The sequence below is a fragment of the Pseudomonas oryzihabitans genome (assembly GCF_006384975.1).
Lineage (GTDB): Bacteria > Pseudomonadota > Gammaproteobacteria > Pseudomonadales > Pseudomonadaceae > Chryseomonas > Chryseomonas psychrotolerans_B.
On record NZ_CP021645.1, the window covers coordinates 3,710,183 to 3,734,122 of the forward strand.

Annotated in this window: 21 protein-coding genes; 12 read left to right on the forward strand and 9 right to left on the reverse strand. The window is 64.8% G+C overall.

Features of this window, described 5'->3' with window-relative positions; all coding sequences use genetic code 11:
• Positions 1-51: 51 nt before the first annotated feature.
• On the reverse strand, positions 52-1,485 hold the full coding sequence (gene aspA, locus CCZ28_RS16740; RefSeq protein ID WP_140219785.1) for an aspartate ammonia-lyase: 1,434 nt from the start codon (positions 1,483-1,485) through the stop codon (positions 52-54).
• Between the two features lie 154 nt (positions 1,486-1,639).
• Here aspA and CCZ28_RS16745 point away from each other — a divergent pair, with 154 nt between their 5' ends.
• The 11 genes from CCZ28_RS16745 to CCZ28_RS16795 all read left to right on the forward strand — a co-directional run bounded on the left by CCZ28_RS16745 (position 1,640) and on the right by CCZ28_RS16795 (position 11,174).
• Positions 1,640-2,545 carry a LysR substrate-binding domain-containing protein gene (locus CCZ28_RS16745; RefSeq protein ID WP_140219788.1) on the forward strand — a complete coding sequence of 302 codons (906 nt, stop codon included), beginning with the start codon at positions 1,640-1,642 and terminating at the stop codon, positions 2,543-2,545.
• Between the two features lie 106 nt (positions 2,546-2,651).
• Positions 2,652-3,590 (forward strand): 4-hydroxyproline epimerase, encoded by a 939-nt coding sequence (locus CCZ28_RS16750; RefSeq protein ID WP_140219791.1) that lies wholly within the window; start codon positions 2,652-2,654, stop codon positions 3,588-3,590.
• Complete coding sequence (locus CCZ28_RS16755) at positions 3,587-4,702, forward strand: NAD(P)/FAD-dependent oxidoreductase (RefSeq protein ID WP_140219793.1); 1,116 nt, start codon at positions 3,587-3,589, stop codon at positions 4,700-4,702. The genes CCZ28_RS16750 and CCZ28_RS16755 overlap by 4 nt, the downstream gene beginning before the upstream one ends.
• Positions 4,696-4,932, forward strand: coding sequence for a (2Fe-2S)-binding protein (locus tag CCZ28_RS16760; RefSeq protein WP_140219795.1), 237 nt, complete (start codon positions 4,696-4,698; stop codon positions 4,930-4,932). Before CCZ28_RS16755 ends, CCZ28_RS16760 begins: the two co-directional genes overlap by 7 nt.
• Positions 4,929-6,164, forward strand: coding sequence for an NAD(P)/FAD-dependent oxidoreductase (locus CCZ28_RS16765; protein ID WP_140219797.1), 1,236 nt, complete (start codon positions 4,929-4,931; stop codon positions 6,162-6,164). The genes CCZ28_RS16760 and CCZ28_RS16765 overlap by 4 nt, the downstream gene beginning before the upstream one ends.
• Positions 6,161-6,952 (forward strand): AraC family transcriptional regulator, encoded by a 792-nt coding sequence (locus CCZ28_RS16770; RefSeq protein ID WP_140219798.1) that lies wholly within the window; start codon positions 6,161-6,163, stop codon positions 6,950-6,952. The genes CCZ28_RS16765 and CCZ28_RS16770 overlap by 4 nt, the downstream gene beginning before the upstream one ends.
• The gene (locus CCZ28_RS16775) at positions 6,949-7,869 is read left to right on the forward strand and encodes a dihydrodipicolinate synthase family protein (protein WP_140219800.1); all 921 of its coding nucleotides are present in this window, start codon (positions 6,949-6,951) and stop codon (positions 7,867-7,869) included. Before CCZ28_RS16770 ends, CCZ28_RS16775 begins: the two co-directional genes overlap by 4 nt.
• A 638-nt stretch (positions 7,870-8,507) precedes the next feature.
• Complete coding sequence (purE, locus tag CCZ28_RS16780) at positions 8,508-9,002, forward strand: 5-(carboxyamino)imidazole ribonucleotide mutase (protein WP_140219802.1); 495 nt, start codon at positions 8,508-8,510, stop codon at positions 9,000-9,002.
• Positions 8,999-10,081 (forward strand): 5-(carboxyamino)imidazole ribonucleotide synthase, encoded by a 1,083-nt coding sequence (locus tag CCZ28_RS16785; protein ID WP_140219804.1) that lies wholly within the window; start codon positions 8,999-9,001, stop codon positions 10,079-10,081. Before purE ends, CCZ28_RS16785 begins: the two co-directional genes overlap by 4 nt.
• A gap of 128 nt (positions 10,082-10,209) precedes the next feature.
• On the forward strand, positions 10,210-10,458 hold the full coding sequence (locus tag CCZ28_RS16790) for a GlsB/YeaQ/YmgE family stress response membrane protein (protein WP_140219806.1): 249 nt from the start codon (positions 10,210-10,212) through the stop codon (positions 10,456-10,458).
• Positions 10,459-10,625: 167 nt separating this feature from the next.
• Positions 10,626-11,174: a DUF3299 domain-containing protein gene (locus CCZ28_RS16795; RefSeq protein ID WP_140219809.1), complete on the forward strand. Its 549-nt coding sequence runs from the start codon at positions 10,626-10,628 to the stop codon at positions 11,172-11,174.
• Positions 11,175-11,212: 38 nt separating this feature from the next.
• Here the strand turns inward: CCZ28_RS16795 and CCZ28_RS16800 are convergent, their stop codons facing one another.
• Positions 11,213-12,184: an IS110 family transposase gene (locus tag CCZ28_RS16800; protein ID WP_140219811.1), complete on the reverse strand. Its 972-nt coding sequence runs from the start codon at positions 12,182-12,184 to the stop codon at positions 11,213-11,215.
• A gap of 273 nt (positions 12,185-12,457) precedes the next feature.
• On the reverse strand, positions 12,458-12,835 hold the full coding sequence (locus CCZ28_RS16805) for a glutaredoxin family protein (RefSeq protein WP_140219813.1): 378 nt from the start codon (positions 12,833-12,835) through the stop codon (positions 12,458-12,460).
• A gap of 139 nt (positions 12,836-12,974) precedes the next feature.
• Here CCZ28_RS16805 and CCZ28_RS16810 point away from each other — a divergent pair, with 139 nt between their 5' ends.
• On the forward strand, positions 12,975-13,646 hold the full coding sequence (locus CCZ28_RS16810; protein WP_140219815.1) for a uracil-DNA glycosylase family protein: 672 nt from the start codon (positions 12,975-12,977) through the stop codon (positions 13,644-13,646).
• A 104-nt stretch (positions 13,647-13,750) separates the two neighbouring features.
• On the opposite strand, the gene CCZ28_RS16815 is transcribed toward CCZ28_RS16810, so the two are convergent.
• The 6 genes from CCZ28_RS16815 to tssM are packed head-to-tail and all read right to left on the reverse strand — an operon-like array spanning position 13,751 to position 23,926.
• Entirely contained in the window at positions 13,751-14,272 is a 522-nt protein-coding gene (locus tag CCZ28_RS16815) for a hypothetical protein (RefSeq protein WP_140219817.1), read from the reverse strand.
• Complete coding sequence (locus CCZ28_RS16820; RefSeq protein ID WP_140219819.1) at positions 14,253-16,664, reverse strand: N-acetylmuramidase domain-containing protein; 2,412 nt, start codon at positions 16,662-16,664, stop codon at positions 14,253-14,255. The genes CCZ28_RS16815 and CCZ28_RS16820 overlap by 20 nt, the downstream gene beginning before the upstream one ends.
• A gap of 58 nt (positions 16,665-16,722) precedes the next feature.
• Complete coding sequence (tssI, locus tag CCZ28_RS16825; RefSeq protein WP_140219821.1) at positions 16,723-18,762, reverse strand: type VI secretion system Vgr family protein; 2,040 nt, start codon at positions 18,760-18,762, stop codon at positions 16,723-16,725.
• Between the two features lie 27 nt (positions 18,763-18,789).
• Positions 18,790-19,755 (reverse strand): serine/threonine-protein kinase, encoded by a 966-nt coding sequence (locus tag CCZ28_RS16830; protein WP_140219823.1) that lies wholly within the window; start codon positions 19,753-19,755, stop codon positions 18,790-18,792.
• Entirely contained in the window at positions 19,752-20,483 is a 732-nt protein-coding gene (locus tag CCZ28_RS16835) for a PP2C family protein-serine/threonine phosphatase (protein ID WP_140219825.1), read from the reverse strand. Before CCZ28_RS16835 ends, CCZ28_RS16830 begins: the two co-directional genes overlap by 4 nt.
• Complete coding sequence (tssM, locus tag CCZ28_RS16840) at positions 20,483-23,926, reverse strand: type VI secretion system membrane subunit TssM (protein ID WP_140219827.1); 3,444 nt, start codon at positions 23,924-23,926, stop codon at positions 20,483-20,485. Before tssM ends, CCZ28_RS16835 begins: the two co-directional genes overlap by 1 nt.
• Between the last annotated feature and the right edge of the window lie 14 nt (positions 23,927-23,940).

Consider the following 23,940-nt stretch of genomic DNA (forward strand, 5'->3'; position numbering starts at 1 on the left):
CCGGGGTGGCAGCCTTTCGGTCGAGTAGGCTACTGCCCCTGAGCATTGCCGTCAGACCTTGGCCTTCAACGGCACCAGTCGCGGCGCGATCATGTTTTCCGGGCGCAGGATGTCGTCCAGGGTCGCCTCGTCCAGCAGATTCTCCTCGCGTACCAGTTCCAGCACGCCCCGGCCGCTTTCCAGCGCCGTCTTGGCGATGCGGGTGGAGGTCTCGTAGCCGAGGTAGGGGTTGAGCGCGGTGACCAGGCCGATGGAGTGCTCCACCTGGCGGCGGCAATGCTCCACGTTGGCGGTGATGCCGGTGATGCAGTGCTCGCGCAGCATGTCCATGGCGCGCTGCAAGAGGCGGATGGAGTCGAAGATCTTGTAGGCGATCAAGGGCTCCATGACGTTGAGCTGCAACTGGCCGCCCTCGGCCGCCAGGGTCAGCGCCAGGTCGTTGCCGATGATCTCGAAGGCCACCTGGTTGACCGCCTCGGGAATCACCGGATTGACCTTGCCCGGCATGATGGAACTGCCCGGCTGGCGTGGCGGCAGGTTGATCTCGTTGATGCCGGTGCGCGGACCGCTGGAGAGCAGGCGCAGGTCGTTGCAGATCTTCGACAGCTTCACCGCGGTGCGCTTGAGCATGCCGGAGAACAGCACGAAGGCGCCCATGTCCGAGGTGGCCTCGATCAGGTCGGCGGCGGGCTTGAGCGGCTGGCCGCTGATCTCCGCCAGGCGCTGCACGGCTAGCAGCTGGTAGCCGGGGTCGGCGTTGATGCCGGTGCCGATGGCGGTACCGCCCAGGTTGACCTCGGTGAGCAGCTCCGGCGCCAGGCTCTTCAGCCGCGCCAAGTCCTCGCCCAGGGTGGTGGCGAAGGCATGGAATTCCTGGCCGAGGGTCATGGGCACCGCGTCCTGCAGCTGGGTGCGGCCCATCTTCAGCACCTCGGCGAATTCCACCCCCTTGGCGGCGAAGGCGGTGATCAGGCTGTCCAGGCTGGCGAGCAGGGCGTCATGACCGAGCAACAGGCCCAGGCGGATAGCGGTGGGGTAGGCGTCGTTGGTCGACTGCGCCATGTTGACGTCGTTGTTCGGGTGCAGGTAGCGATACTCACCCTTGGCATGGCCGAGGATCTCCAGCGCCACGTTGGCGATCACCTCGTTGGCGTTCATGTTGGTCGAGGTGCCGGCACCGCCCTGGATCATGTCCACCACGAACTGGTCGTGGAATTCGCCGCGGATGATGCGCGAGCAGGCATCAACGATCGCCTGGTGTTTCTCTGCCGGCAGATGGCCGAGGCGGTAGTTGGCGTCGGCCGCGGCCTGCTTGACCATGGCCAGGGCCACCACCAGCTTCGGATAGTGCCCGAGCGGCACGCCGGAGAGGCGGAAGTTCTGCACGGCGCGCAGGGTCTGGATGCCGTAGTAGGCGTCGGCGGGGACGTCGAGAGTACCGAGGAGATCTTTTTCGAGGCGGACGGGTGATGCAGAGATGGACATGATGGCCTTGGGCTTCGATCAAGCGGCGAGCGCCGCGATGGCTTAGAATCTAGGCCTCTCAGCCGATCCCGGCCAATGCCGTTCCGCCAAGGCTCATGCCGGATCGGCATAACTCCCGGTGTGACCTCGCGCAAGTCGACGACGTATAGGTGCCATGAACATCGAATTCAAATGGCTGGAAGACTTCATCGCCCTGGCCGCCACCCACAGCTTTTCCCAGGCCGCCGAAAAGCGCTTCGTCACCCAGCCCGCCTTCAGCCGCCGCATCCGCGCGCTGGAGGAAAGCGTCGGCCTGACCCTGGTGGACAGATCCCATACGCCGGTCAGCCTCACCGAAGCCGGTCAGCTGTTTCTGGTCACGGCGCGCAGCGTGGTGGAGCAGCTGGGCGAGACGGTACGCCACCTGCACCACCTCGAAGGCGGGCAGGGCGAGGTGCTGCAATTCGCCGCCGCCCATTCCCTGGCGCTGGGCTTCTTTCCGCAGTGGATCGCCGGTCTGCGCGGCCAGGGCCTGGCGCTGGCCAGCCGCCTGGTGGCGACCAACGTCGGCGACGCCATCCACGCCCTGCGCGACGGCGCCTGCGACCTGATGTTGGCCTTCCATGATCCCGATGCCGCCCTGCAGATGGATCCGGAGCTGTTCCCCTCGCTGCACCTGGCGCACACCGCCATGCTGCCGGTCTGCGCCACCGATGGCGAAGGCCGGCCGCTGTTCCAGCTCGACGGGCAGAGCAGCGTGCCGCTGCTGGCCTACAGCGCCGGTGCCTTTCTCGGTCGCTCGGTGAATCTGCTCTTGCGCCAGCGCAAGTTGCGCGCCGTGACCCTCTACGAAACCGCCATGGCCGACAGCCTCAAGACCATGGCGCTGCAGGGCCTGGGCGTGGCCTGGGTGCCGCAGCTGTCGGTGGCGGCGGAACTGGCCCGTGGCGAGCTGGCGATCTGTGGCGATGCCGCCTGGCAGGTCAGCCTGGAGATCCGCCTCTATCGCTGTGCCCTGTTGCGCAAGCGACTGGTGCAGCAGGTCTGGCGGCATCTGGAGACGCAAAGCCACAGCGGCTGATCGGCGGTATTGAATTATGCTGATTTCGGCATTTCGATAGCCGACGTCCTGCAAGCCTTTTGCCGTCATCTGCGCGACACTGGAGCCTCTCTCACGGAGGTCAGCCATGCAGCGCATCCGCGTCATCGACTCCCACACCGGCGGTGAACCCACGCGCCTGGTGCTGGACGGTTTTCCCGAGCTCGGCCACGGCAGCATGGCCGAACGCCGCAGCCGCCTGGCTAGCGAGCACGATGCCTTCCGCCGGGCCTGCATGCGCGAACCGCGCGGCAACGAGGTGCTGGTGGGTGCGCTGCTCTGCGAGCCGGTATCGCCTGCCGCCAGCGCTGGCGTGGTGTTCTTCAACGAGGTCGGTTATCTCGGCATGTGCGGCCACGGCACCATCGGTCTGGTGGTGTCCCTGGCCCATCTCGGCCGGATCGGCCCGGGCGACCACCTGATCGAGACGCCGGTAGGGGACGTCACCGCCACCCTGCACGAGGACGGCAGCGTCAGCGTGCGCAATGTGCCGGCCTACCGCTACCGCCAGGCCGTACAGGTAGAGATTCCTGGCCACGGCGCTGTCAGCGGCGACATCGCCTGGGGCGGCAACTGGTTCTTCCTCTGTGCCGATCACGGCCAGCGCGTTGCGCCCGACAACCTCGACGGCCTGCTCGCCTTCAGCCTGGCCTTGCGCGGTGCTCTGGAAGCCGCCGGCATCACCGGCGCGCAGGGCGGCCATATCGATCACATCGAACTCTTCGCCGACGACCCGGACGGCGCCGACAGCCGCAGCTACGTGCTCTGCCCGGGCCGCGCCTACGACCGTTCGCCCTGCGGCACCGGCACCAGCGCCAAGCTGGCCTGCCTGGCGGCTGACGGCGACCTGGCGCCCGGTGCCGTCTGGCGCCAGGCCAGTGTCATCGGCAGTCGCTTCGAAGCCCATTATCAGCCCGGCGATGAAGGCCGCATCCTGCCGGTGATCCGTGGCCGTGCCCACGTCATGGCCGAAGCGACCCTACTGTTGGCCGAAGACGATCCCTTCGCCTGGGGTATTCCGGGGTGAAGAAGGTGGCGGACGTCCTCGTCGTCGGCGGCGGCATCGTCGGTGCCAGCTGCGCCGCGGCCCTGGCCGCGCGTGGCTGCCGCGTGCGGGTGCTGGACGCCGGCCTGCCCGGCGCCTCCGCCGCTGGCATGGGCCACCTGGTGGTGATGGACGACGACCCCGCCGAACTGACCCTGAGCGCCCGCTCCCTGGCGCTCTGGCGTGAGCTGGTGCCGCAATTGCCGAGCGCCGCCGACTACCGCAACTGCGGCACCCTCTGGCTGGCCCGCGATGCCGCTGAACTCGACCTCATCGAGCAGAAGCGTGCCCGATTGGATGCCCAGGGTATCGCCAACCAGCCGCTGGACGCTGCGGCGACCGCCGCCGCCGAGCCGGCGCTGACTGCCCTGGCCGGCAGCCTGCAAGTACCCGGCGACGGTCTGCTCTATGCCCCGGTGGTCGCCGCCTGGCTGCTGCAGCGCTCGCCACTGATCGAGTGTCAACGTGCCCGAGTGACTGCCGTCGAAGGTCAACGCGTGCGCCTGGACGACGGGCGCTGGCTGACCGCCGATGCCGTGGTGCTCGCCGCTGGCCTGCAGGCCGCGAGTCTCTGCCCGGAGCTGCCGCTGGTGCCCAAGAAGGGCCACCTGCTGATCACCGATCGCTATCCTGCGCAGATCCACCATCAGTTGGTGGAGATCGGCTACGGCGCCAGCGCCCATGCCAGCAGCGGTGCTTCGGTGGCCTTCAACGTCCAGCCGCGGCCCTCCGGACAACTCTTGATCGGCTCCTCGCGGCAATTCGAGCGCCCGGATAGGGACGTGGAGCCCGCCGTGGTCGGCCAGTTGCTGCGCCGCGCCCTGGACTTCCTGCCCGGCCTGACGCATACCTCGCTGATCCGCGGCTGGACCGGCCAGCGCGCCGCCAGCCCCGATGGCCTGCCCTTGATCGGCGCCCATCCCGACCAGCCGGGGCTGTGGCTAGCGGTCGGTCACGAAGGCCTGGGCGTCACCACCGCGCCCGCCACTGCCGAAGCCATAGTCGCCAGTCTGTTCGGCGAACAGCCGGGGTTCCACGTGGAACCCTTCGCGCCCAGCCGTTTCGTGACCACCCCGAGGAGCCAGGCATGCTGACCCTGACCATCGACGGCGAACGCCTGGAGGTCCGCCCCGGCAGCCTGCTCACGGCGGCCCTGGCCAAGAGTCGCGATCCCGCGGCGCGGCGCTCGGTAGGCGGTGAAGCCCGGGCGCCCTTTTGTGGCATGGGCATCTGCCAGGAATGCCGGGTGCAGGTCGACGGCGTACGCCGCCTGGCCTGCCAGACCCCTTGCCAGGACGGCATGCAGGTGGAGCGACTGCCATGACGACCCAACATTGCGACCTGCTCATCATCGGCGCCGGCCCGGCTGGTCTCGCTGCCGCGCGTGCTGCCAGCGGCCGGGGCTTGAACCTGACGCTGCTGGACGACAACCCCCTGCCAGGCGGGCAGATCTGGCGTGCCCGAGCGGGCCAGGTCGCCGCCGAAGTCGGCCAGCTGCCGGCAGACGTCACTCTGCTCACCCAGACCCGCGTCGCCGCTGTCCTAGGCACGCACCAGCTACTGCTGGAGGACGCGACGGGCAGCCGCCCCCTGACTTTCGACACCCTCATCCTCTGCACCGGCGCCCGCGAATTGCTGCTGCCCTTCCCGGGCTGGACGCTGCCCGGCGTGACCGGGGCCGGCGGCTTGCAGGCCTTGATCAAGGGCGGTGTCGAGGTCGCCGGTGAGCGCCTCGTCGTCGCCGGCACCGGGCCGCTGCTGCTGGCCAGCGCCGCCACGGCGCGCCAAGCCGGCGCACGGGTAGCCCTGGTCGCTGAACAGGCCGAACGCCGCGCCGTGCTCGACTTCGGCCTGGGACTCTGGCGCTGGCCGAACAAACTGCGCCAGGCGCTGACCCTGGCCACGCCCCGCTACAGTCCCGCTACCTGGGTCGAAGCCGCCCTCGGCACCGACCGCCTCGAAGCCGTGCGCCTGCGCCAGGGCGAACGGCGCTGGGAGATAGCCTGCGACCGCCTGGCCTGTGGCTACGGCCTGGTGCCCAATGTCGAACTGGCCCAGAGCCTGGGCTGCACGACCCTGGACGGCGCCGTGGCCGTGGATGACCTGCAGCGCACCGCTCAGCCGCACATCCTGGCCGCCGGCGAATGCACTGGCATCGGCGGCAACGAACTGGCCCAGGCCACCGGCCGCATCGCCGGCCTGGTCGCCAGCGACCAGCTCGAGGCCGCCCGTGCCGCGCAGCCTGAAGCCCGCGCCTGGCGCCGCTTTGCCGCCCAACTGGCGCAGACCTTCGCCCTCAATCCCGCCATCGCCCGCCTGGCCCGACCGGACACCCTGGTCTGCCGCTGCGAGGATGTTTCCCTCGGCGCCCTGGTCGGCCATGCCGACTGGACCCAGGCCAAGCTGCGCAGTCGCTGCGGCATGGGCGCCTGCCAGGGCCGCATCTGCGGCCAGGCCACCCGTGTCTTGCTCGGCTGGACGCCACCGGCCCCACGCTTTCCGCTGCAACCCACCCGTATCGACAGCCTCCTGACCCTGACCGAGGACGACGCATGACCCCCGCCGCCCACCTGGACGCCCTGAGCCGCGCCCGGCCCGCCGACCTGCCCGCGCTGCTCGCCAGCCTGAGCCTGGTGGCACCGCTGCTCGACGCCATCCCCGGCGTGGTGTTCTTCGTCAAGGATCTGGAGGCGCGCTATGTGCTGGTCAACCTGACCCTGGCCCAACGCTGCGGCTACGAGAGCGTCGCCGAATTGCTCGGCAAGACCGCCGAGGAAGTCTTTCCCGCGCCCCTGGGGGGCGCCTACGCCGAGCAGGATCGCCGCGTGTTGCGCGAAGGCCTGGCGCTGGACGACCAACTGGAGCTGCACCTCTACGCCGGTCGCACCCCCGGCTGGTGCCTGACCCGCAAGCTGCCGCTGCACGACGCCCAGGGCCAGCTGATGGGCATGGCCGGCATCTCCCACGATCTGCAGGCGCCGGCCGCCGATCATCCGGCCCACGCCAAGGTGGCCGAGGTCGATCGCTATCTGCGCGAGCACTATGCCCAGCCTCTTTCGGTGGGCGAACTGAGCCAGCGGGTGGGACTGTCGGTCTCCCAGCTGGAGCGCCAGTGCAAGCGCATCCTGCGTCTCACGCCCCAGCAGCTGCTGCACAAGGCCCGGCTCGACGCCGCCTCGCGCCTGCTGGCCCGCGATCTGCCCGTCACCGAGGTGGCCCTGGCCTGTGGCTACACCGACCACAGCGCCTTCAGCCGCCAGTTCCGCCGTCTCACCGGCCTGTCGCCCCGGCAATACCGCGACTCTCTCAAGCCCCGTTCCCGTCTGGAGGAAACCCCCGCATGAGCACTCCCCGCGTCAACTGGAGCGGCGTCTTTCCCGCCGTCACCACCCAATTCAACGATGACTTCTCGGTCAACCTGGAGAAGACCCATGGCGTGATCAGCAACCTGGTACGCGATGGCGTCTCCGGTCTGGTGATGTGCGGCACCGTGGGCGAGAACACCTCCCTGACCCTGGAAGAAAAGATCTCCCTGGTGGAGGTCGCCAAGGACGCCGCCGGCGGGCGCGTACCGGTGATCTGCGGCGTGGCCGAATTCACCAGCCTCAATGCCACCCGCACCGCCCAGGCGGTAGGGCGCGCCGGCGCCGACGGCATCATGCTCATGCCGGCCCTGGTCTACTCGGCCAAGCCCCACGAGACCGCGGCCCACTTCCGCAGCGTGGCCAGCGCCCTCGACCTGCCGCTGATGGTCTACAACAACCCGCCCATCTACAAGAACGATGTCACCCCGGACATCCTCATCTCCCTGGCCGACGTCGACAACATCGTCTGTTTCAAGGATTCCTCCGGCGACACCCGCCGCTTCATCGACGTGCGCAACGAGGTGGGCGACCGCTTCGTGCTGTTCGCCGGTCTCGACGACGTGGTGCTGGAGAGCATCGCCGTGGGCGCCGAGGGCTGGGTCTCGGGCATGTCCAACATCTTCCCCACCGAAGGCGAAACCATCTTCCGCCTGGCCAAGGCTGGCCGCTTCGCCGAAGCCATGCCGCTCTACGAATGGTTCATGCCGCTGCTGCACCTGGATGCCCGCCCGGATCTGGTGCAGTGCATCAAGCTCTGCGAAGAACTCGCCGGCCGCGGCAGCGCCCTGACCCGTCCGCCGCGCCTGGCTCTGCCAGAAGCGGATCGCACTTTCGTCGAACGCCTGATGGCCAAGGCCCTGGAAACCCGTCCGACACTGCCGGACGTAGGGATCTGAGGCCAGGCTTTATCCGGCCATGGCGGTCCGCCGACGCGGCCGCTCTGTATTAACCGCCATGGCCGCGAGAGACCGTAGGTTGGGTTGAGACGGCTCCATCGTCGAAGCCCAACATTGCCCGGGCTCCGAGACACTGTTGGGCTTCGCTGCGCTCAACCCAACCTACGGTGGCCTGTAGGAGCGGTCGCCGCAGCGAACCGCCATGGCCGCGATAGACACCAACGCCCTCATTCCACGCCGATCCACCCCCTCTCCCGTCTGCGGGAGAGGGCTGGGGTGAGGGCGCTCTCCCCCCGATCCCACCTCATTCACCCAGAAACCCGGCCACGTTTTTCGTCCCGTGCCGCCGTCCATACCCAAGACGTCACTCTCGGTCTTCCAGGCGACGGGAGATACCCGGTACAAGGGCACTGTACGCAACGCTTTCGTCTATACTAGGCCGCTCATTTCCCAAGCCACGTGGTAGAACGCACGAAAGCTACTGCGCTCGACCGAGCGGCGTTGAAAATCGTCTCAAAATGCTCATTTACCCGGCGTAAACTGCGCTTTTTCGACGATTTTCGCCTGGCTCGTCCTTCGCTCGCGACGCTTTCGCACGCTCTACCTCCGCGTGGCTTCTTCATTTCAGAGGCACGACGATGAGCGCACTCGTAGGCGTGATCATGGGCTCCAAGTCCGACTGGTCCACCCTGAGCCACACCGCCGACATGCTGGACAAGCTGGGCATTCCCCACGAAGTGAAGGTGGTCTCCGCCCACCGCACCCCCGATCTGCTGTTCCAGTACGCCGAAGAGGCGGCCGGTCGCGGTATCGAAGTGATCATCGCCGGAGCCGGAGGCGCCGCCCACCTGCCGGGCATGTGCGCCGCCAAGACCCACCTACCGGTGCTCGGCGTGCCGGTGCAGTCGTCCATGCTCTCGGGCGTCGACTCCCTGCTGTCCATCGTGCAGATGCCCGCCGGCGTACCGGTCGCCACCCTGGCCATCGGCAAGGCCGGTGCGATCAACGCCGCCTTGCTGTCCGCCAGCATCCTCGGCGGCAAGTATCCCGAGTACCAAGAGCGGTTGAACGCCTTCCGCGAAGAGCAGACCCGCACCGTGCTGGACAACCCCGATCCGAGGGACCAGGCATGAAGATCGGCGTCATCGGTGGCGGCCAGCTGGGCCGCATGCTCGCCCTGGCCGGCACCCCGCTGGGCATGAACTTCGCCTTCCTCGATCCGGCCCCGGACGCCTGCGCTGCGGCGCTCGGTGAGCACCTGCGCGCCGACTACGGTGACCAGAACCACCTGCGCCAGCTGGCTGACGAAGTCGATCTGGTCACCTTCGAATTCGAGAGCGTTCCGGCCGAGACCGTGGCCTTCCTCTCGCAATTCGTCCCGGTCTATCCGTCCGCCGAAGCCCTGCGCATCGCTCGCGATCGGCTGTTCGAGAAGTCCATGTTCCGCGACCTGGGCATCCCCACCCCGGCGTTCGCCGACATCCTCTCCCAGGCTGACCTGGACGCCGCCGTGGCCCGCATCGGTCTGCCGGCGGTGCTCAAGACCCGCACCCTGGGCTACGACGGCAAGGGCCAGAAGGTCCTGCGCCAGCCGGAAGACGTGGCCGGCGCCTTCGCCGAACTGGGCAGCGTGCCCCTGCTGCTGGAAGGCTTCGTGCCCTTCACCGGAGAAGTCTCCCTGGTGGCCGTGCGCGGTCGCGATGGCGAGGTGCGCAGCTATCCGCTGGTACACAACACCCACGAGAGCGGCATCCTGCGGCTGTCGGTGGCCAGCTCCGACCATCCGCTGCAAGCCCTTGCCGAGGACTATGCCCGTCGCGTGCTGGAGCAACTCGACTACGTTGGCGTGCTGGCCTTCGAATTCTTCGAGGTCGAGGGTGGCCTCAAGGCCAACGAGATCGCCCCGCGGGTGCACAACTCCGGGCACTGGACCATCGAAGGCGCCGAGTGCAGCCAGTTCGAGAACCACCTGCGTGCCGTGGCCGGCCTGCCGCTGGGCTCCACCGCCAAGGTCGGCGAGAGTGCCATGGTCAACTTCATCGGTTCGGTCCCCCCGGTAGCCGCTGTCACCGCCCTGGAAGACTGCCACCTGCACCACTACGGCAAGGCCTTCAAGGCCGGGCGCAAGGTCGGCCATGCCACCCTGCGCAGCGCCGACTTAGCGACCCTGCAGACCCGCATCGCCACCCTGGAAGCCCTGATCCAGGACTGATGCCAAACGGTTTCCGCATGCGGAAACCGTTTTTCCCTGAACCTCGACGGACCACCGACTGTCGGAGAGTACAACGACGCCTGCTGACGCGCGTCGTCCTACCAGCACTCAAACAGGGGATTCTTCACATGGGCATCATCGCAACCATCATCATCGGTCTCATCGTCGGCCTGGTTGCCCGCTTCCTCAAGCCGGGCGACGACAGCATGGGCTGGATCATGACCATCATCCTGGGCATCGTCGGCTCCGTGGTCGCCACCTACCTGGGCCAGGCCCTGGGCATCTACCAGGCCGGTCAGGGCGCAGGCTTCATCGGTGCCGTGGTCGGTGCCGTCATCGTGCTGTTCATCTACGGCATGATCACCAAACGTCGCTAAGACGGTGCTTCGCCTCGGCGAAGCCCTAGCAGCACAGGTTTCAGCCCTCGGAGTCGCCCGTCGACCCGGGGGCTTTTTTATGGACACCGCTCTGGCTCGCAGCGCAACACTGGACCCTAGGCCCGCCGCACCGCACACTCGATCTTTTGCGCCGCCGCTACCTGCCCATGTCCAGACTGCTCATCACCCTGCTGCTCGCCAGCCTGCCGCTGCTGACTCACGCCGCCAAGGGCGAACCGCCGGAAACCAACTGGCTCGACCTGCTCACCGCGGAAGACCGTCGAGCCCTGGAAACCATGCCCGAGATCACCCATGACACACCCGAAGCGCCCGGCGGCTTCGGCGCGCCGGGTGGACTCAAACAGAAGGACAGCCGCCTGCCCGCGGTAATGCACTCCACTCGTACCGTGGCGGCCTTGAATGGCAAGACCATCCGCCTGGGTGGTTTTCCGGTACCCCTGGAGACCGACGCCAAGGGCAATTTCCGCGAATTCTTCCTGGTGCCCTATCCGGGCGCCTGTATCCATGTCCCGCCGCCACCGCCGAACCAGATTGTGCTGGTGCGCTATCCCAAGGGCGTGCCGCTGCCGGATATCTACGAACCCTACTGGGTCATCGGCACCCTGCACACCGAGGCGGTCGACAACGACCTGGCCCAGGCGTCCTACACCCTGGATGCCAGCAAGGTACGCAAGGTCGAGGAGAGCGACCTTTAGATTGGGCTGAGACGGACGGTAGATACCGTCTTTGTTCCTCAGTGTGCAATCGCTAAAGCAGGGTCGAAAGGCTTGCCCGATTTGAGCACGCCATAGGCGATGGTCAGCAGCTTACGCATGGCGGCGCAGACGGTTTGTTTACCTCTTTTGCCCCTGGCTTTCAGACGCTCGGCTTGCGCCTTGATAGCCGGGTTGTAGGTCAGCGCCACGACAGCGGGTAGGTATAGCGCACTTCGTAAGCGGACTGATCCCATGCGCGAGAGGCAGGCATGGCCGCGCGCGAGACCGGATTCCTGTAGGCGTGGGTTCAAGCCAGCAAAGGCGGTAACGGCGCGGGCATTGGCGAAGCGGTCGATATCGCCGAGCTCCGCCAGGATCAAAGCGGCGGTCTTGTCGGCGATGCCGTCGATACTCACCAGCAGGTCGCGCTTACCACGTAAGTCTGGATCGTCGTCGATATGGCGTTTGATCTGTTCAAGCGTCCAGGCGATCTGCTCATCGAGCCGCTGCAAGACTGCCCGGATGGAGTCCTGGACTTTTTCCGGGCTGACCTCGAGCCGATTGAACTCCATCTGTCGTAGCGATTGGAGGTCCTCCAGGCGCCGGGTCAGCGCGCGAAGCGTGCGGATGGACACAGATTCCGGGTGCCAGTCTCGCAGACTATCCTCATGCCGCTGGCCATAGGTGGCGATCAGCTTGGCGTCGAGTTTGTCCGTCTTGCTGCGTTGCAACTGGCTTTGCGCATAGCGGGCGATCTGTGCTGGATTGAGCACTGCGATTCGGTAGCCCAGAGCATGGAAGTGCTCGGCGAGCGCTTCGTGGTAGATGCCCGTGGCCTCCATCACGATCCAAGCGCCTGGCTCGGCATGCTGTTGCAGCCAGTCTGCAAAGACCGCGAAGCCTGACGGGTCGTTGCTCAGCTTGCCCTTGGTCCGGTACTTGCCGTTGGACTGCAGGACCGCCAGATCGAAGCTGCGCTTGGCGATATCAACGCCCACCACTACGGCCATGATGTCTCCTCCTTCAGATGAGTCACGATCACGTCATCCCGTCCAACCTTGTGCAATACGAGCTCTAGAGGCTCTAGATACCGTTCGAACTTGGGGATGAGTGTGGCGGAGGCAGCCTATCTACGTTGCAAGCTCAAAGGCCTAAGGGTGGACACGGCTTGCCATCCTCCCCCGATGATCAGTCGGGGACTATGACCTCCTGAGGAGGCTGTAGTCGAGATACAAGGGTGGACAACGGCGCAGCCTTGTCCACCTCTGCATGTCTCCGAACCCTTAGGCCGCCGGCCGCTCGCCGTAACGCTGCTCCAGATAGGCGATGATGTCGTCCGACTCGTACATCCAGACGCTCTGATGGCCCTCGTCGATGCGCAGGCAGGGCACCTTCACCCGGCCGCCGCCCTGTTCCAGCTCGGCACGCAGCTGCGGGTCCTTCTTGATGTCCTTGAGGCGGATCGGCAGGTTCAGCCGATGCAGCGCCCGACGCGTCTTCACGCAGAAAGGGCAGGCCTGGAACTGATAGAGCGACAGATGCGCCAGCTCCGCCTCGATGGCAGCCTGGGCCTGCTCACTGCGCTTGAGCTTGCGTGGCCGGGTCACCAGATCCAGGCCGACGATCACCTGGCCGAGGCCGTTGCGTAGCAGATTGATCAACGGGATTCACCTTGAGGTCGTTCGAGCCGGGCAGTCTACCCTATCGCTTCGAGGCTGCCTTCCCGCCAGTCGTTACGGAACGTCAACCGCAGGGCAGAGCTCTACAGGAGGGATTAATTCCTCGATGGAGACCTGTTGCATGCCGCTGTCTTCCGCAGAGCGCGAGGCCTTCCGCCAACTCGCCGCCGATCTTCCGGGTGTCGATCTTCCGGTCTACGAACAATTCGCCAAGGACCCGCTGGACCCCATCATCGGCCTGGGCGATCCCGATGCGCCCCTGGGCTTCTTCGGCCGCGATCCGGGGCGGGACGAGGTCAAGTACGGCGAACCCTTCATCGGCAGCGGCGGCCAGATCGCCCGCAAGGTCCTCTACCAGCACCTGCACGGCCAACCCCCGGCCGACTTCGAAGCCACCCGCAGCCTGAGCCAGCAATTCTTCTGGGCCAACACCGTGCCCTACAAACCCCTGGGCAACAAAGCCTGGTCGGAACGGGTGAAGAAAACCTTCCATCCCTTGATGCGCCACCTGCTGGTGGAGCACTGGCATGGCACCCAGCTCATCACCTTCGGCCGCGAAGCCTTCCTCTGGTTCGGTATCGGCCAACCTAAGGAAGAACGCGCCCGCCTGGAAGCCTTCTGGAAGCACGAAGACCGCTTCGAAAACAGCATCGAGGTCACCCTGGAAACGGAGGAGGGCAACCGCAAGACGTTGACGCTCTATCCGCTGCCGCATCCGTCGCCTTTGAATCAGACCTGGTATACGAGGTTTCCAGGATTGTTAGAAAGTAGGGTTAATTTGCTTCTAAAATAAATAGTTTGTCAGAATATATTGCTTTAATAGATTATCTATCTCGCATTATTTTGACTTGGCACTATAGGTGCTTTACATTTAGGTTTCAAATATCTGACACTTTTCTATTGTTGGTTAGCTAACAAATCCTCAAAGCCTTCGAGCCGCGAAAGCGATCCAGTTTGGCTTTTGGAAATACCCAATATTTTATAATTTTTTCCTTTGTCGTTAATTATAATGCCGACCTCATAGTCGCTCTTCGACCCCCAGTCTTGATAGATAGAGTACTCTGTATTATTATTAGTAAATGCAATTTCATAATTTCCTTTAGGATCATTCGATTCTCCTGCTGCTCTTGTATAGCTGCTGAAGGAGAAATTTTTCCATGACTCGGAATCCTGCGCTTTAGGATAGGTGAGCTCTACGCTGTCTTGATTTCCATACCTATAGACAAGGTAGCTATTTTCAGGGCCTGCACAAATTGATGCGAGTTTTTTCTTTTGTGCTGTTTTAAACGATAGAATAATGCGTTCTTTCTGTAAGCATAGGCTGCTTTCTATGTAGGTGGGTTGATTTTTAGCAAGTGAGCTGTTGCAGAGGAGAGCTAGTATGAGACTCGCTGCAGCCTTAGCTTTTTTTGTATTCATTATAAAAAGCCTCTATATTCTTTGCGTAGTCTGGGTTTATTTCTTTCCAGTTTTTCCCGTTGTGCCCCTGTGCAATTGTTTCGAAGTTCTTGGTTCTTAGCCCCCTCAAAAGTACAGTATTGCTCTTTGCGAATTTCAAAAAAGCTTTGATGTGCTCGCCATCACCCATCGACATAGCCCTCGTAAAATCTTTGACAGTTTCATAACCTGCTGCTTTATGGTTAAAGCCCATTATCTGAAATTTACCCCAAGAAGAAGCTTGTAATGCGGCGTCTTTATTTAGTCGGTATGCACGAATTAGACGTTCGTACTGAAATCTCCCGGAAGGCCCGTATGTGTCTGCCAACTGTATCTTTTCTAATGTCTTGCTGTCTATGTAACTGCCATCCCTTAGTTTTTTAGCCCTCCTATAAGGGGAGCCATAAATATCGCTATGAGAGCTCTGCAAGGCTTCGTTTTGAGCCAGCCTCTTAAAATGATGGCGCTCATAGAGAATTGATGGGATTTTTTCCCCATCCATCTCAATAAATGAAGAGTGAGAGGACTCTTGTTTTGCAATTGCATATATCAGCCCAGGTTCGCATTCCAAGTCTGCCGCCGCCTCTCTAATGTCTTTGTCTTCTAAATGTTTTCCTTGATACTTTAGTAGAAAATCAAGCTCTACCTTTTCACCAAAAATAGTTACGATAGGATGAGTCCTAGGTTTAAAAAATTGAATCTCCAGGCCTAGGCCCTGAATGTGCCAGCACTTTGCCGGTGTAGATAGGTGCGCTATTGGACTCGCTTGCTTCCACCAAGATAAATTTTCTATTTTTTTCTTTTCCTCTTCCCACTCGATGTTTTCTGTTTGTGCATTAGGATTCAATAGCTCGTCTAAGGAGTTCCAGTTATCAGGATTCCAGTCCCACTCGCTGTCACATAGCACTATAACCTTCTGATGTTTCTGAGCTAACCAAGGCTTCGAAAGGAAATTTCTTAGCTCACTGGTACTGAGTATCCTGTCTTTGTTTTCATCGATGAGTTTGTAGAGGTTGGAAACCACAGGGTTTTGACTGCCTTTTTTAATTTCGTACTCATAGCGAAATTTTTCATCGGGCGTTAGAAGACTCAAAGCTTCCAAATGATAAGCAAGTCTAGATCTAGGAGTGGTTGAGTCCTGGATCGACGTATAACCCACCCACTCCCACGGACTATGCCGACTGGTAATAAAGTCCCGCTCACAAAGCCACCCTTCTATCGGTTGTCCTTCAGCGTTCGCCAACAGACCTTTCAGATGCCACCAGCGCTGTTCCGGCGTGTGAATACCGCCCTCATTTCGCGCGGGTACGACAATCTTGTCGGCAGCGGGCAGGGCATCCAGCTGGGCTTGACTGAGGATAAGGTCCACACCTACCTGAACGCCTGGATCGCTAATCAGCGGCGGATGACTGGCATCGATATCCGGGCGGTGGGTGATCAGCTTGCTGGCGCCGGCATGGATTTTCAGCAGGGTTCTTTCGCTGTCCGGCAAACGAGCAGCCCAGGCGCGGCTGCGGTCGATGAAGGCGGGGAGGTCATCGCAGCTGAAGGTTTCCAGGTGGATCTGCTGGCTGCCTTCATAGAGGCCGGGGTGGCCGAGCAGGGTGCCGGCCTTGATGGGGAAGGGCTGGTCGAGGACCACCACGGTGTTCTGGGCCTTAGGGGCTGCTTCTGGCTTGAGATAGCGCCTGGCGACATAGCCAAGTCCGACTTGGGTTCGTTCCGGTAGGGGCTTCAGGCCGTTATCGAGTACCTCGACGAGCCGGCACCAGTCGCCGTTTCCCTCGATACGGATCTGGCTGCCATTGTCTAGTTCGGCCTGGACGGGGGCTTGGCTGCGCGGCTCCTGGCGGACGTTGAGCTTGCCGCCCTGGGTCTGCACGCGGTAGCGGTCATTACCCCAGAAAGCCGGGCGGGTGAGTGCGGGGTCGGCCTCATAGCCGGCCCAGTCCAGCAGGTGCATGTAGAGACTGAAGAACACCAGCGAAGGCGGTGTCTCATTACCGCCGGGCAGTTGTGGCGCTTCCAGGCGGTGGCGGACCAGCACGAAGCTGGTGGAGTAGGTCTTGCCCTCGGCCGACGAGCCGTCGTCCGGTGCGAAGCGATGGACCTTGTCATCGATACGATAGGCAACCACCTCGCCATCGGCGATGCAGTGGATACATGATTGGTCCAGGTAGGCGGCGGTGCCTTCGTCAAAATGCACGCCGCCGTGCCAAAGGCCATTGCTGCCCAGCAAATAGGTACCGCCGTGAGCATGGGCCAATGCCTGTTGGTAGACCTGGGGATCGGTGACGTCCTGGCCGCCTTTCGCCTTGAAGGGGTAGGCCCAGTTTTCCACCTTGGGTTGTTGCGTAGTGGTGGGAGTGGTCATGTTGCTGTCCTTGGCAAAGGCCGCGTCGTTGCGGCCGGTCCTGTGAATGGCGTTGAGGTCATACGGAGAAGTCGAGCGAGCGCTGTGGCTTCACGTCTTCATGTTCGGTCTCGTTGGCGAGCGCCAATTGATTCGGGTCCCCAGCGATTCCCTGCTGGGTACTGCCCGGGGGCCGCGGCAGTTGCAGGGCGATGCCCGAGCCCCTGCCGGGGGAGCCGCCGGCATTGAGGCGGGCCACGGGGCCGACCAGGGTGATGCCGCTGGGGTCGAGCTTGATGAAGCTGCCGCCGGCGGTCAGGGTCAGTTCGGTACCGGCCTCGATGACCACCTTGTCACCGGCCTTGATATGGATTTCCTGGCCGGCTTCGACGAATTGGCCGGTGCCTAGCTTGAGGTGCTGGCTGCCGCCAATCAGCAGGTGGTCGCTGGCCTTGACCTCGGCCTTGCGCAGGCCGTGGACGAGGCGGTGCTCTTCGGCGTGCAATTCGCTGTGGCTGTTGCCGTGAATACGCTGGTGGCGTTCGTGGCCGATCTCGCTGTGGTGGTCGTGGCAGATGTGTTCGTCCCAATCGCGCTGGGCGTGGACGTGGATTTCCTCCTGGCCTTGGCGATCCTCGATGCGCAGCTCGTTGTAGCCCCCGCCGCCCGGACTGCTCAGGCTCTTGAAGCTGCTGCGGGTCTTGTCCTTGGGCAGCTCTAGCGGTGGACGATGCTCGGCGTGGTACAGGCAGCCAAGGATCAGCGGCTGGTCGGGATCCCCTTCGAGAAAGCCGACCAATACCTCCATGCCGATGCGTGGCACGGCCAGGGCGCCGTGGCGATTGCCCGCCCAACCGCTGGCGACGCGCAGCCAGCAACTGGTGCGCTCATCCGCCTGGCCTTCGCGATCCCAATGGAATTGCACCTTGACCCGGCCAAGGGCATCGCAGTGGATTTCTTCTCCAGCCGGACCGGTGACCACGGCGCTCTGTTGGCCGAGCAGCCGCGGTTTGGGATGGCGCGGCAAGGGCCGGAAGGGCAGTTGCCAGGGAATGGCATGGAAGAGGTTGCGATAGCCCTGGGTCCAGTCGGCGTCGTCCGGGAGTGTCAGCAACTGCGGGGTACCGAGACCTTCCTCCAGCACCTGGGGTTGGCGGCCCTGGTGTTCGATACGGGTGAGCAGCCACAGCTGGTTCCAGTCCGTCCGCGGATGCTCCGTCAGCGGCAGGAAGTGGCCGGTGGACAGGCTGGGTTGATCGCCCTGGCCCTGGGCCGTCTGGCTGTCGACGCGCAGGGCTTCCAGCCTACGGCTGCTGAGTTGCTTGCCACGGGTGCGGTCGTGGAAGCCGGCGGGAAAGACGTAGTGCTCCAGCGTCGGCTGCTGCTCGGCGTCGCTGCGGCTTTCCAGGCGCAGCCGCGGTTGCAGCGGATCCTGGTCGCGCAGGGTCAGCTGGGTGCTGCGGGTCTGCAGGCCGACCTGCAGGCGGCGGATGACCGGGCGGTCGGCGACCTGGCCGCTGCCTGGGTGATAGGCGGTGGCGTCCAGGCGCGGAAAACTGGTGGCGTCGTCGCCGAACACCAGCACGGCGCCCTCGGGCTGGTGTTCGAAGTGGTAGTGAATACCTTCTTCCTCGCACAGGCGATCGAGGAAGTGCAGATCGCTCTCGCCGTACTGCACGCAGTAGTCCCGCGCGGGATAGGGCGTCGGGCCCAGGGCGAGGCGATAGGCGCCTTCCAGGATGCCGTGTTCTTCGAGGAGCTGGCCGAGGATCTGCGGCACCGTGAGGTTCTGGAAGATGCGCGAGTTGGTGCGCTGCGCCAGATAGGCGAGCCGAGGGACCAGCTCTAGGCGATAGCGGGTCAGCCGCCGGCCCGAATCGCCCTGGACGATGGCGCCGAGCAGGCCATGGATGCCGGGCCCGCCGGGCGCGAGACCCAGCCAGGCTGGGCGATGCAGTAGCTGGGCGAGATCCCAATCGCTTTTTTCGCTGATGAGTTCGATCTCGAAGCGATAGGGCTCATTGAGCGCTTCCCAGCCCTGGAAGGCCAGGACCTGGAAATCATGGGCGAGACCCGGGAGGGTCAGGGTGAAGCGCGGGATATTGGCCGGGCTGAACATGGGGTGTCTTCCTGACAATGAAGGGTTTCACGTGGAACGCGAGAACAGTCGTCGCCATCCGCGAGACGGCGGCATCGCGCTCTGCCAGGCGGTGAGCCACTCGACGAGGTCCTGTTGGCGCTGTGCCGGATCGATCTCCAGGGCCTTGCGCAGGACCTGCCAGGCGGTGGTGGGCATGTCCGCTGGGCGCTCCGGCTCGATCCGCAGGTTGCGCGCCTGCTTGGCGCTGAGGCGGCGGTAGGGATGCTTGCCGGTGGCCAGCTCATAGAGCACGCAGGCGCAGGCATAGAGATCGCCGGCCGGGGTCAGCAGGCCTTCTTCGAGCAATTCGAGGGGGGCGTAGCGCACCGTCCAGGCATTGAAGCGTCCGCGACTCAGGCGCGGCAGGCCAGGCAGCAGGTCTTCGCAGGGCTGGCCGAGACCGAAGTCGAACAGGCGCAGTCCACTCTCGGTGAGGATCACGTTGCTGGGCTTGAGATCGCCGTGCAGCACGCCGTTGGCGTGGGCGAACCGCAGGGCGTCGAGCAGCGGCAGGGCGATTTCCTGCAGTTCGGTCCAGGCGAGCCCCTCGGGACGATCACAGAGCAGGGCGTCGAGGGTCGGGCCGCGCATCAGTTCGAGGGTGATGAAGGCTCGCTCGCTGTCGCGGTCGACCTCGAAGCCGTGCAGCCGGACGATATGCGGATGGCGTAGCCGTACGGTCAGGGCGAATTCGCCATAGAGCAGGGCATTGGCATCGCTGTACTCGGCGAAGTCGTCGTTGAGCACCTTGACCGCGACGTGGGGTGCCGGATCGCCGTACTGCTCACGCAACAGATCGCGCGTCCGGTAGACGGCGCCCATGCCGCCGACACCCAGCAGGGTTTCCAGCCGGTAGCGGCCGCCGAGCAGTTCGGGCAGGGGCGCCAGTTGGCGGATGACGGGTGTAGCCGTGGGCGGGGCGAAGGCGAAGTGGGTGAGGCCGTCGTCGACGGCGAGCTCCTGGCTGGTCATGCGACCTCCTGAGGGTGGATGACGATCGCCGTGAGGTTGTCCCGCGCGGGGCCCTGCAGCACGCCATCGAGCAGGCGCTCCAGCGTCAGGGTTGGCGACGGCAGGGAAAGGGCAGCACCCAGGGCGCGCTCTTCCAGGGCGCCGTGCAGGCCATCGCTGCTGAGCAATAGACGATCGCCGGGCAGCAGCTCGAAGCGCACGATGTCCAGCGCCAGTTCTTCCTGAGCGCCCAGCGCGCGGGTCAGGGCACGGGCGCCGGGATGGCGGGTCGCCTGGCGTGGGCTGAGGCCTTCGATCTCTATCAGGCGCTGCAGCAGGCTGTGGTCGCGGGTCAGTTGGTAGAGTTGGTTGCCGCGCCAGAGATAGGCCCGGCTGTCTCCGGCCCAGACGCAGGCGGCTTCGTCATCGGCGACCAGCAAGGCCACTATGGTGGTGCCAATCAGGCGCTCCATGCCGTCGGCGATCACCGTGAGGTCGCGGGTGAGCTGCCGATTCACACCGTGCAGCACCTGGCGAAGCTGTTCCAGGCGCTGGTCCAGGCTACCGTTCAATGGCAATTCGGCGAGCCGCTCGACCACCAGGCGACTGGCCAGTGCTCCCTCTTGGTGGCCGCCCATGCCGTCGGCGATGGCCCAGAGACCGTCGGCCGGGCGCTCCAGCAGGGCGTCTTCGTTCTGCGCCCGCACCTTGCCGGGATGGCTGCGGGCACCGCTCAGGGCCAGGCTCATCACAGCCGCTCCGGTAGCTTGAAGCCGCGCAGGGTGGCCAGGTCGAAGGGGTTGGGCGAGCGCTGGCTGGACAGCAGGTAGCCGGCATGGCGACCGTCCAGATCGGCCTGCACCAGCATCACGTCGCGGGCGCTGTGCTGTTGCAGCTTCAGGCGATCCAGCAGGCGGAACAGCGACCAGGCGCTGCCATCCTGTTCCAGGCCGACGCGGCGGCCGCCCAGCTCTTCCAGCACCAGGGTGGTTCTCAGGGCATCGTTCTGTGGCCAGCGGAAGGTGGCGGCGACGATGGGGCCGTGGCGGTATTCCAGGCGTTCCTTGCCGATGTTGAGATCGGCGCGGGTCAGACTCGGATCCAGCGAATAGGGCTCGAGCTTGAAGACGATGCCCGGCTCGGCCGGATTTTCGGCGAAGAAGCCGCGACGGATCTGCTGGGTGCGACTCATCTGGGCGAGGAATTCGCGCGACAGCGGCAGGCTGTGGCCGTCGATGGCGCGCGGACGGTAGGCGTCGCCGTCGCCGCGGATCACGAAGGGCTTGAGGTAGGTGTCGAAGAAGGTGTCGGCGGTGCCCTGGGCCTTGAAGAATTCGCGGAAGTCGACCAGAGAGACGTCGCTCTCGCTGTCGGCCTTGAACGGATAGCGCTTGTCCAGGCCGTTGCGATAGCTCGCCAGCAATTCGCTCTGGTAGCGACCGTTGAGGTAGTCGTAGGCGCCGGCCAGGATCAGGTTCCAGCTGTCGTCCACCAAGAGGCCGAGCCAGCCGTTGATCGGCGTGGGCAGGCGGCTGGACGCATTGCGCAGGCTGTTGAGGGCATCGCGGTTGCCGGCCATGCGGGCCTTGGCCAGATCGAAGGCGGCCTGTTCCGGAGCACTGGCATGGGCCAGGCCGGCCAATTGCTGCTGAAGGTCGTTGAGCGCGGCCATGACCGGAGCGAGATCGGCCACCGCGGCGCCCTGGTCGTCGAGCAGCCGATGCAGATTCTCGAAGCGGGTCTGCAGACTGCGGCGGGCGGTGTCCGGCAGGGGTTCACCGCCACCGGCCGTATCGCTGGCGACGGCGGCGAGGCGGGTGTTGTCGCGGACTTCCACCAGCACCTGCAGCAGCGGCGAATTGGCCGAGGTCAGCCCGGCCAGCAGGGTGGCGCCCTGGTTGGCATCGCCCACGGGTTGCAGGGTCACGCGGGCGAGGGCTTCGCTCCACTGGTTGGCGTAGTCGCGGAAGTAGAGCTGTTCGAGCTCCACTTGCAGCCGGCGCAGGTCCATGCCGGTGATGCCGTCGCCATCGCCCAGTACCCAGTTGTCGGCGGCCAGCTCGCGGATCGTGGCGAGGCCCTGGGTGGAGAAGGTCTGGGTGTAGCCCTGGCGGGTATAGAAGCCGGGGATGGGGTAGTCGGCGCCTTCGAAGGCCAGCGCCTGGGGGCCCAGGTGTTGGCTCAGGCGATAGACCGGCAGGCCGCTGGCCTGGTCGCGCAGGATGCGATAGACCACCGCGGCGAGGGATTCGCTGCGCAGCACCTGGCGTGCCTGGCTGACCAGTTGCGCATCCACCGGATAGCTGCCGAAGCCCTGTTCGAGCAGTCGGGCCAGGTGGGTATCCAAACTATTCTGGGTAAGGGCGTCGCCGGGATAGCGTTGCGACCAGTCCGCCGCGGCCCAGTCGCGCAGGGCGCGGGTATCGCGGCGCTCGGGTAGTTGCAGCATCAGGTAGGCGCGTAGGTGGACGATCAGGCGTTCGCGATCGTTGAGGCTGCCGCGAATGCGCTCCTCCAGTTGCACCTTGAGGCGGGGCAGCAGATAGGCATCCAGGGCCTGGCGATAGGCGGCCTCGGTGGTGGGGCGTACCGCGTCGCCCTGATAGAGCCCGGTGCGCTCGCGCAGGGGCGTGGCGCCGGCGGCGGGAAAGACCTGGGTACCGGCGTAGGCGTTGTCCAGCACTGGTAGCGCCGCGTGGGCATCGGCGCCGGCCTTGAGCTGGCTACGGGCTTGCAAACCGGTCTGCGCCAATTCGCGCAGGCGCTCCAGACGTTCATGGTTGCCACCGAAGCTAGTGGTCCAAAGTGCCGCGCCCAGGGCCAGGCCGGCGAGGGCCGCGGCATAGAGACCGCGTTGGGCCCAGCTGAGCCGGCGCACCTCGCGCTGGTCGAGGCCGGCCAGCGCGGCTTCGGGGAAGATCACCCGGCTGAACAGCTGGCGAATGAAGCGCGCCTGGCCACTGCGGTACTGGGGCAGCAGGGTGCTGGGTAGGCCGAGCTGATCACCGATGCCCTGGGTCTGGGCATCGAGATGTTGGGTCAGGGCCGGGGTACTGGTCAGGTAGAAACCACGCAACTGGGCCGCACGCTGGTAGCGGTTGCCGGAAAAGGCCAGCTCGACGAAGAGGATGAGGCCGTCGCCCAGACGTCCCAGCTGATGCGGGAAATCGAGGATCTGGCCGCGGCGCTGGCCGTCGCGCTCCTGATGGAGGCGCGGGATGACCTGGCTATTGAGTCGCCGCAGCAGTTCCTCGAATTCCTGGCGCAGGGTGGCGGTGTCGGTGCCGTTCTGGGCTTCGCGGAAGGTGGTCCCGAGCACCTGCTCGCTTTCCTCGCGGGAGAGGCCGTCGAAGAAGGCGCTGAAGCCGGAGAGACGATCCGCCTGGGTCAGCACCAGGTAGACGGGTACCTCCACCCGCAGTTCGCGGCTGACGTCCTGCAGCCGGGCGCGGACCTGGCGCGCCAGGGTTTCCAGCTCGACCTCATTGCCGCTGGCCAGACGCTCCACCGGCACGGTGACGAGGATGCCATTGAGCGGGCGGGTGCGGCGTTGGCGGCGTAAGAGCTGCAGGAGGGTCAGCCAGGCGCTGCCGTCCACCGGGGCGTCGCCCTGGGTCAGGTAGCGGCCGGCGGTGTCCAGCAGCACGCCCTGTTCGGCGAAGTACCAGTCGCAGTAGCGGGTGCCGCTGACATTCCGCGTCAAGCGGGAACGTTCCACGTTGAGCGGGAATTCCAGGCCGGAGAAATCCAGCAGCGAGGTCTTGCCGGCGCCTTCGGGGCCCAGCAGCAGATAGTGCGGCAGTTCGCGGCGCCAGCGCTGGCTGCGGCCACGGTAGAGACCGGCGCCGAGCAGGGTGCGGCGGGCGTCGCGGGCCCGGGATTGCAGTTCGTGGGCCTCGTCGTCGATGCGCTCGGCGCGCAGTTGGTCGTGCTGGCCTTCCTCGGTGGCGAGGCGCTGCCGGCGCCGGCGATTCTGCCAGCCTTGCAGCAGCACCATGATCAGGCCCCAGGCCAGGAACAGGCCGCAGAGGGTGGCCAGGCGATGGGTGACCGAGGCCCAGGGGCTGTGGCCGGCGAAGGCCAGCAGCGGGCCGACGGTCCAGATCAGGCCGCCCAGGCCGAGGGCGATGAGCAGGGTCCAGGTCCAGGCGCGGCGCAGGCTGCGCCCGAGTGCGATGATGAATCCTTTCATGACGGCCATCCGTG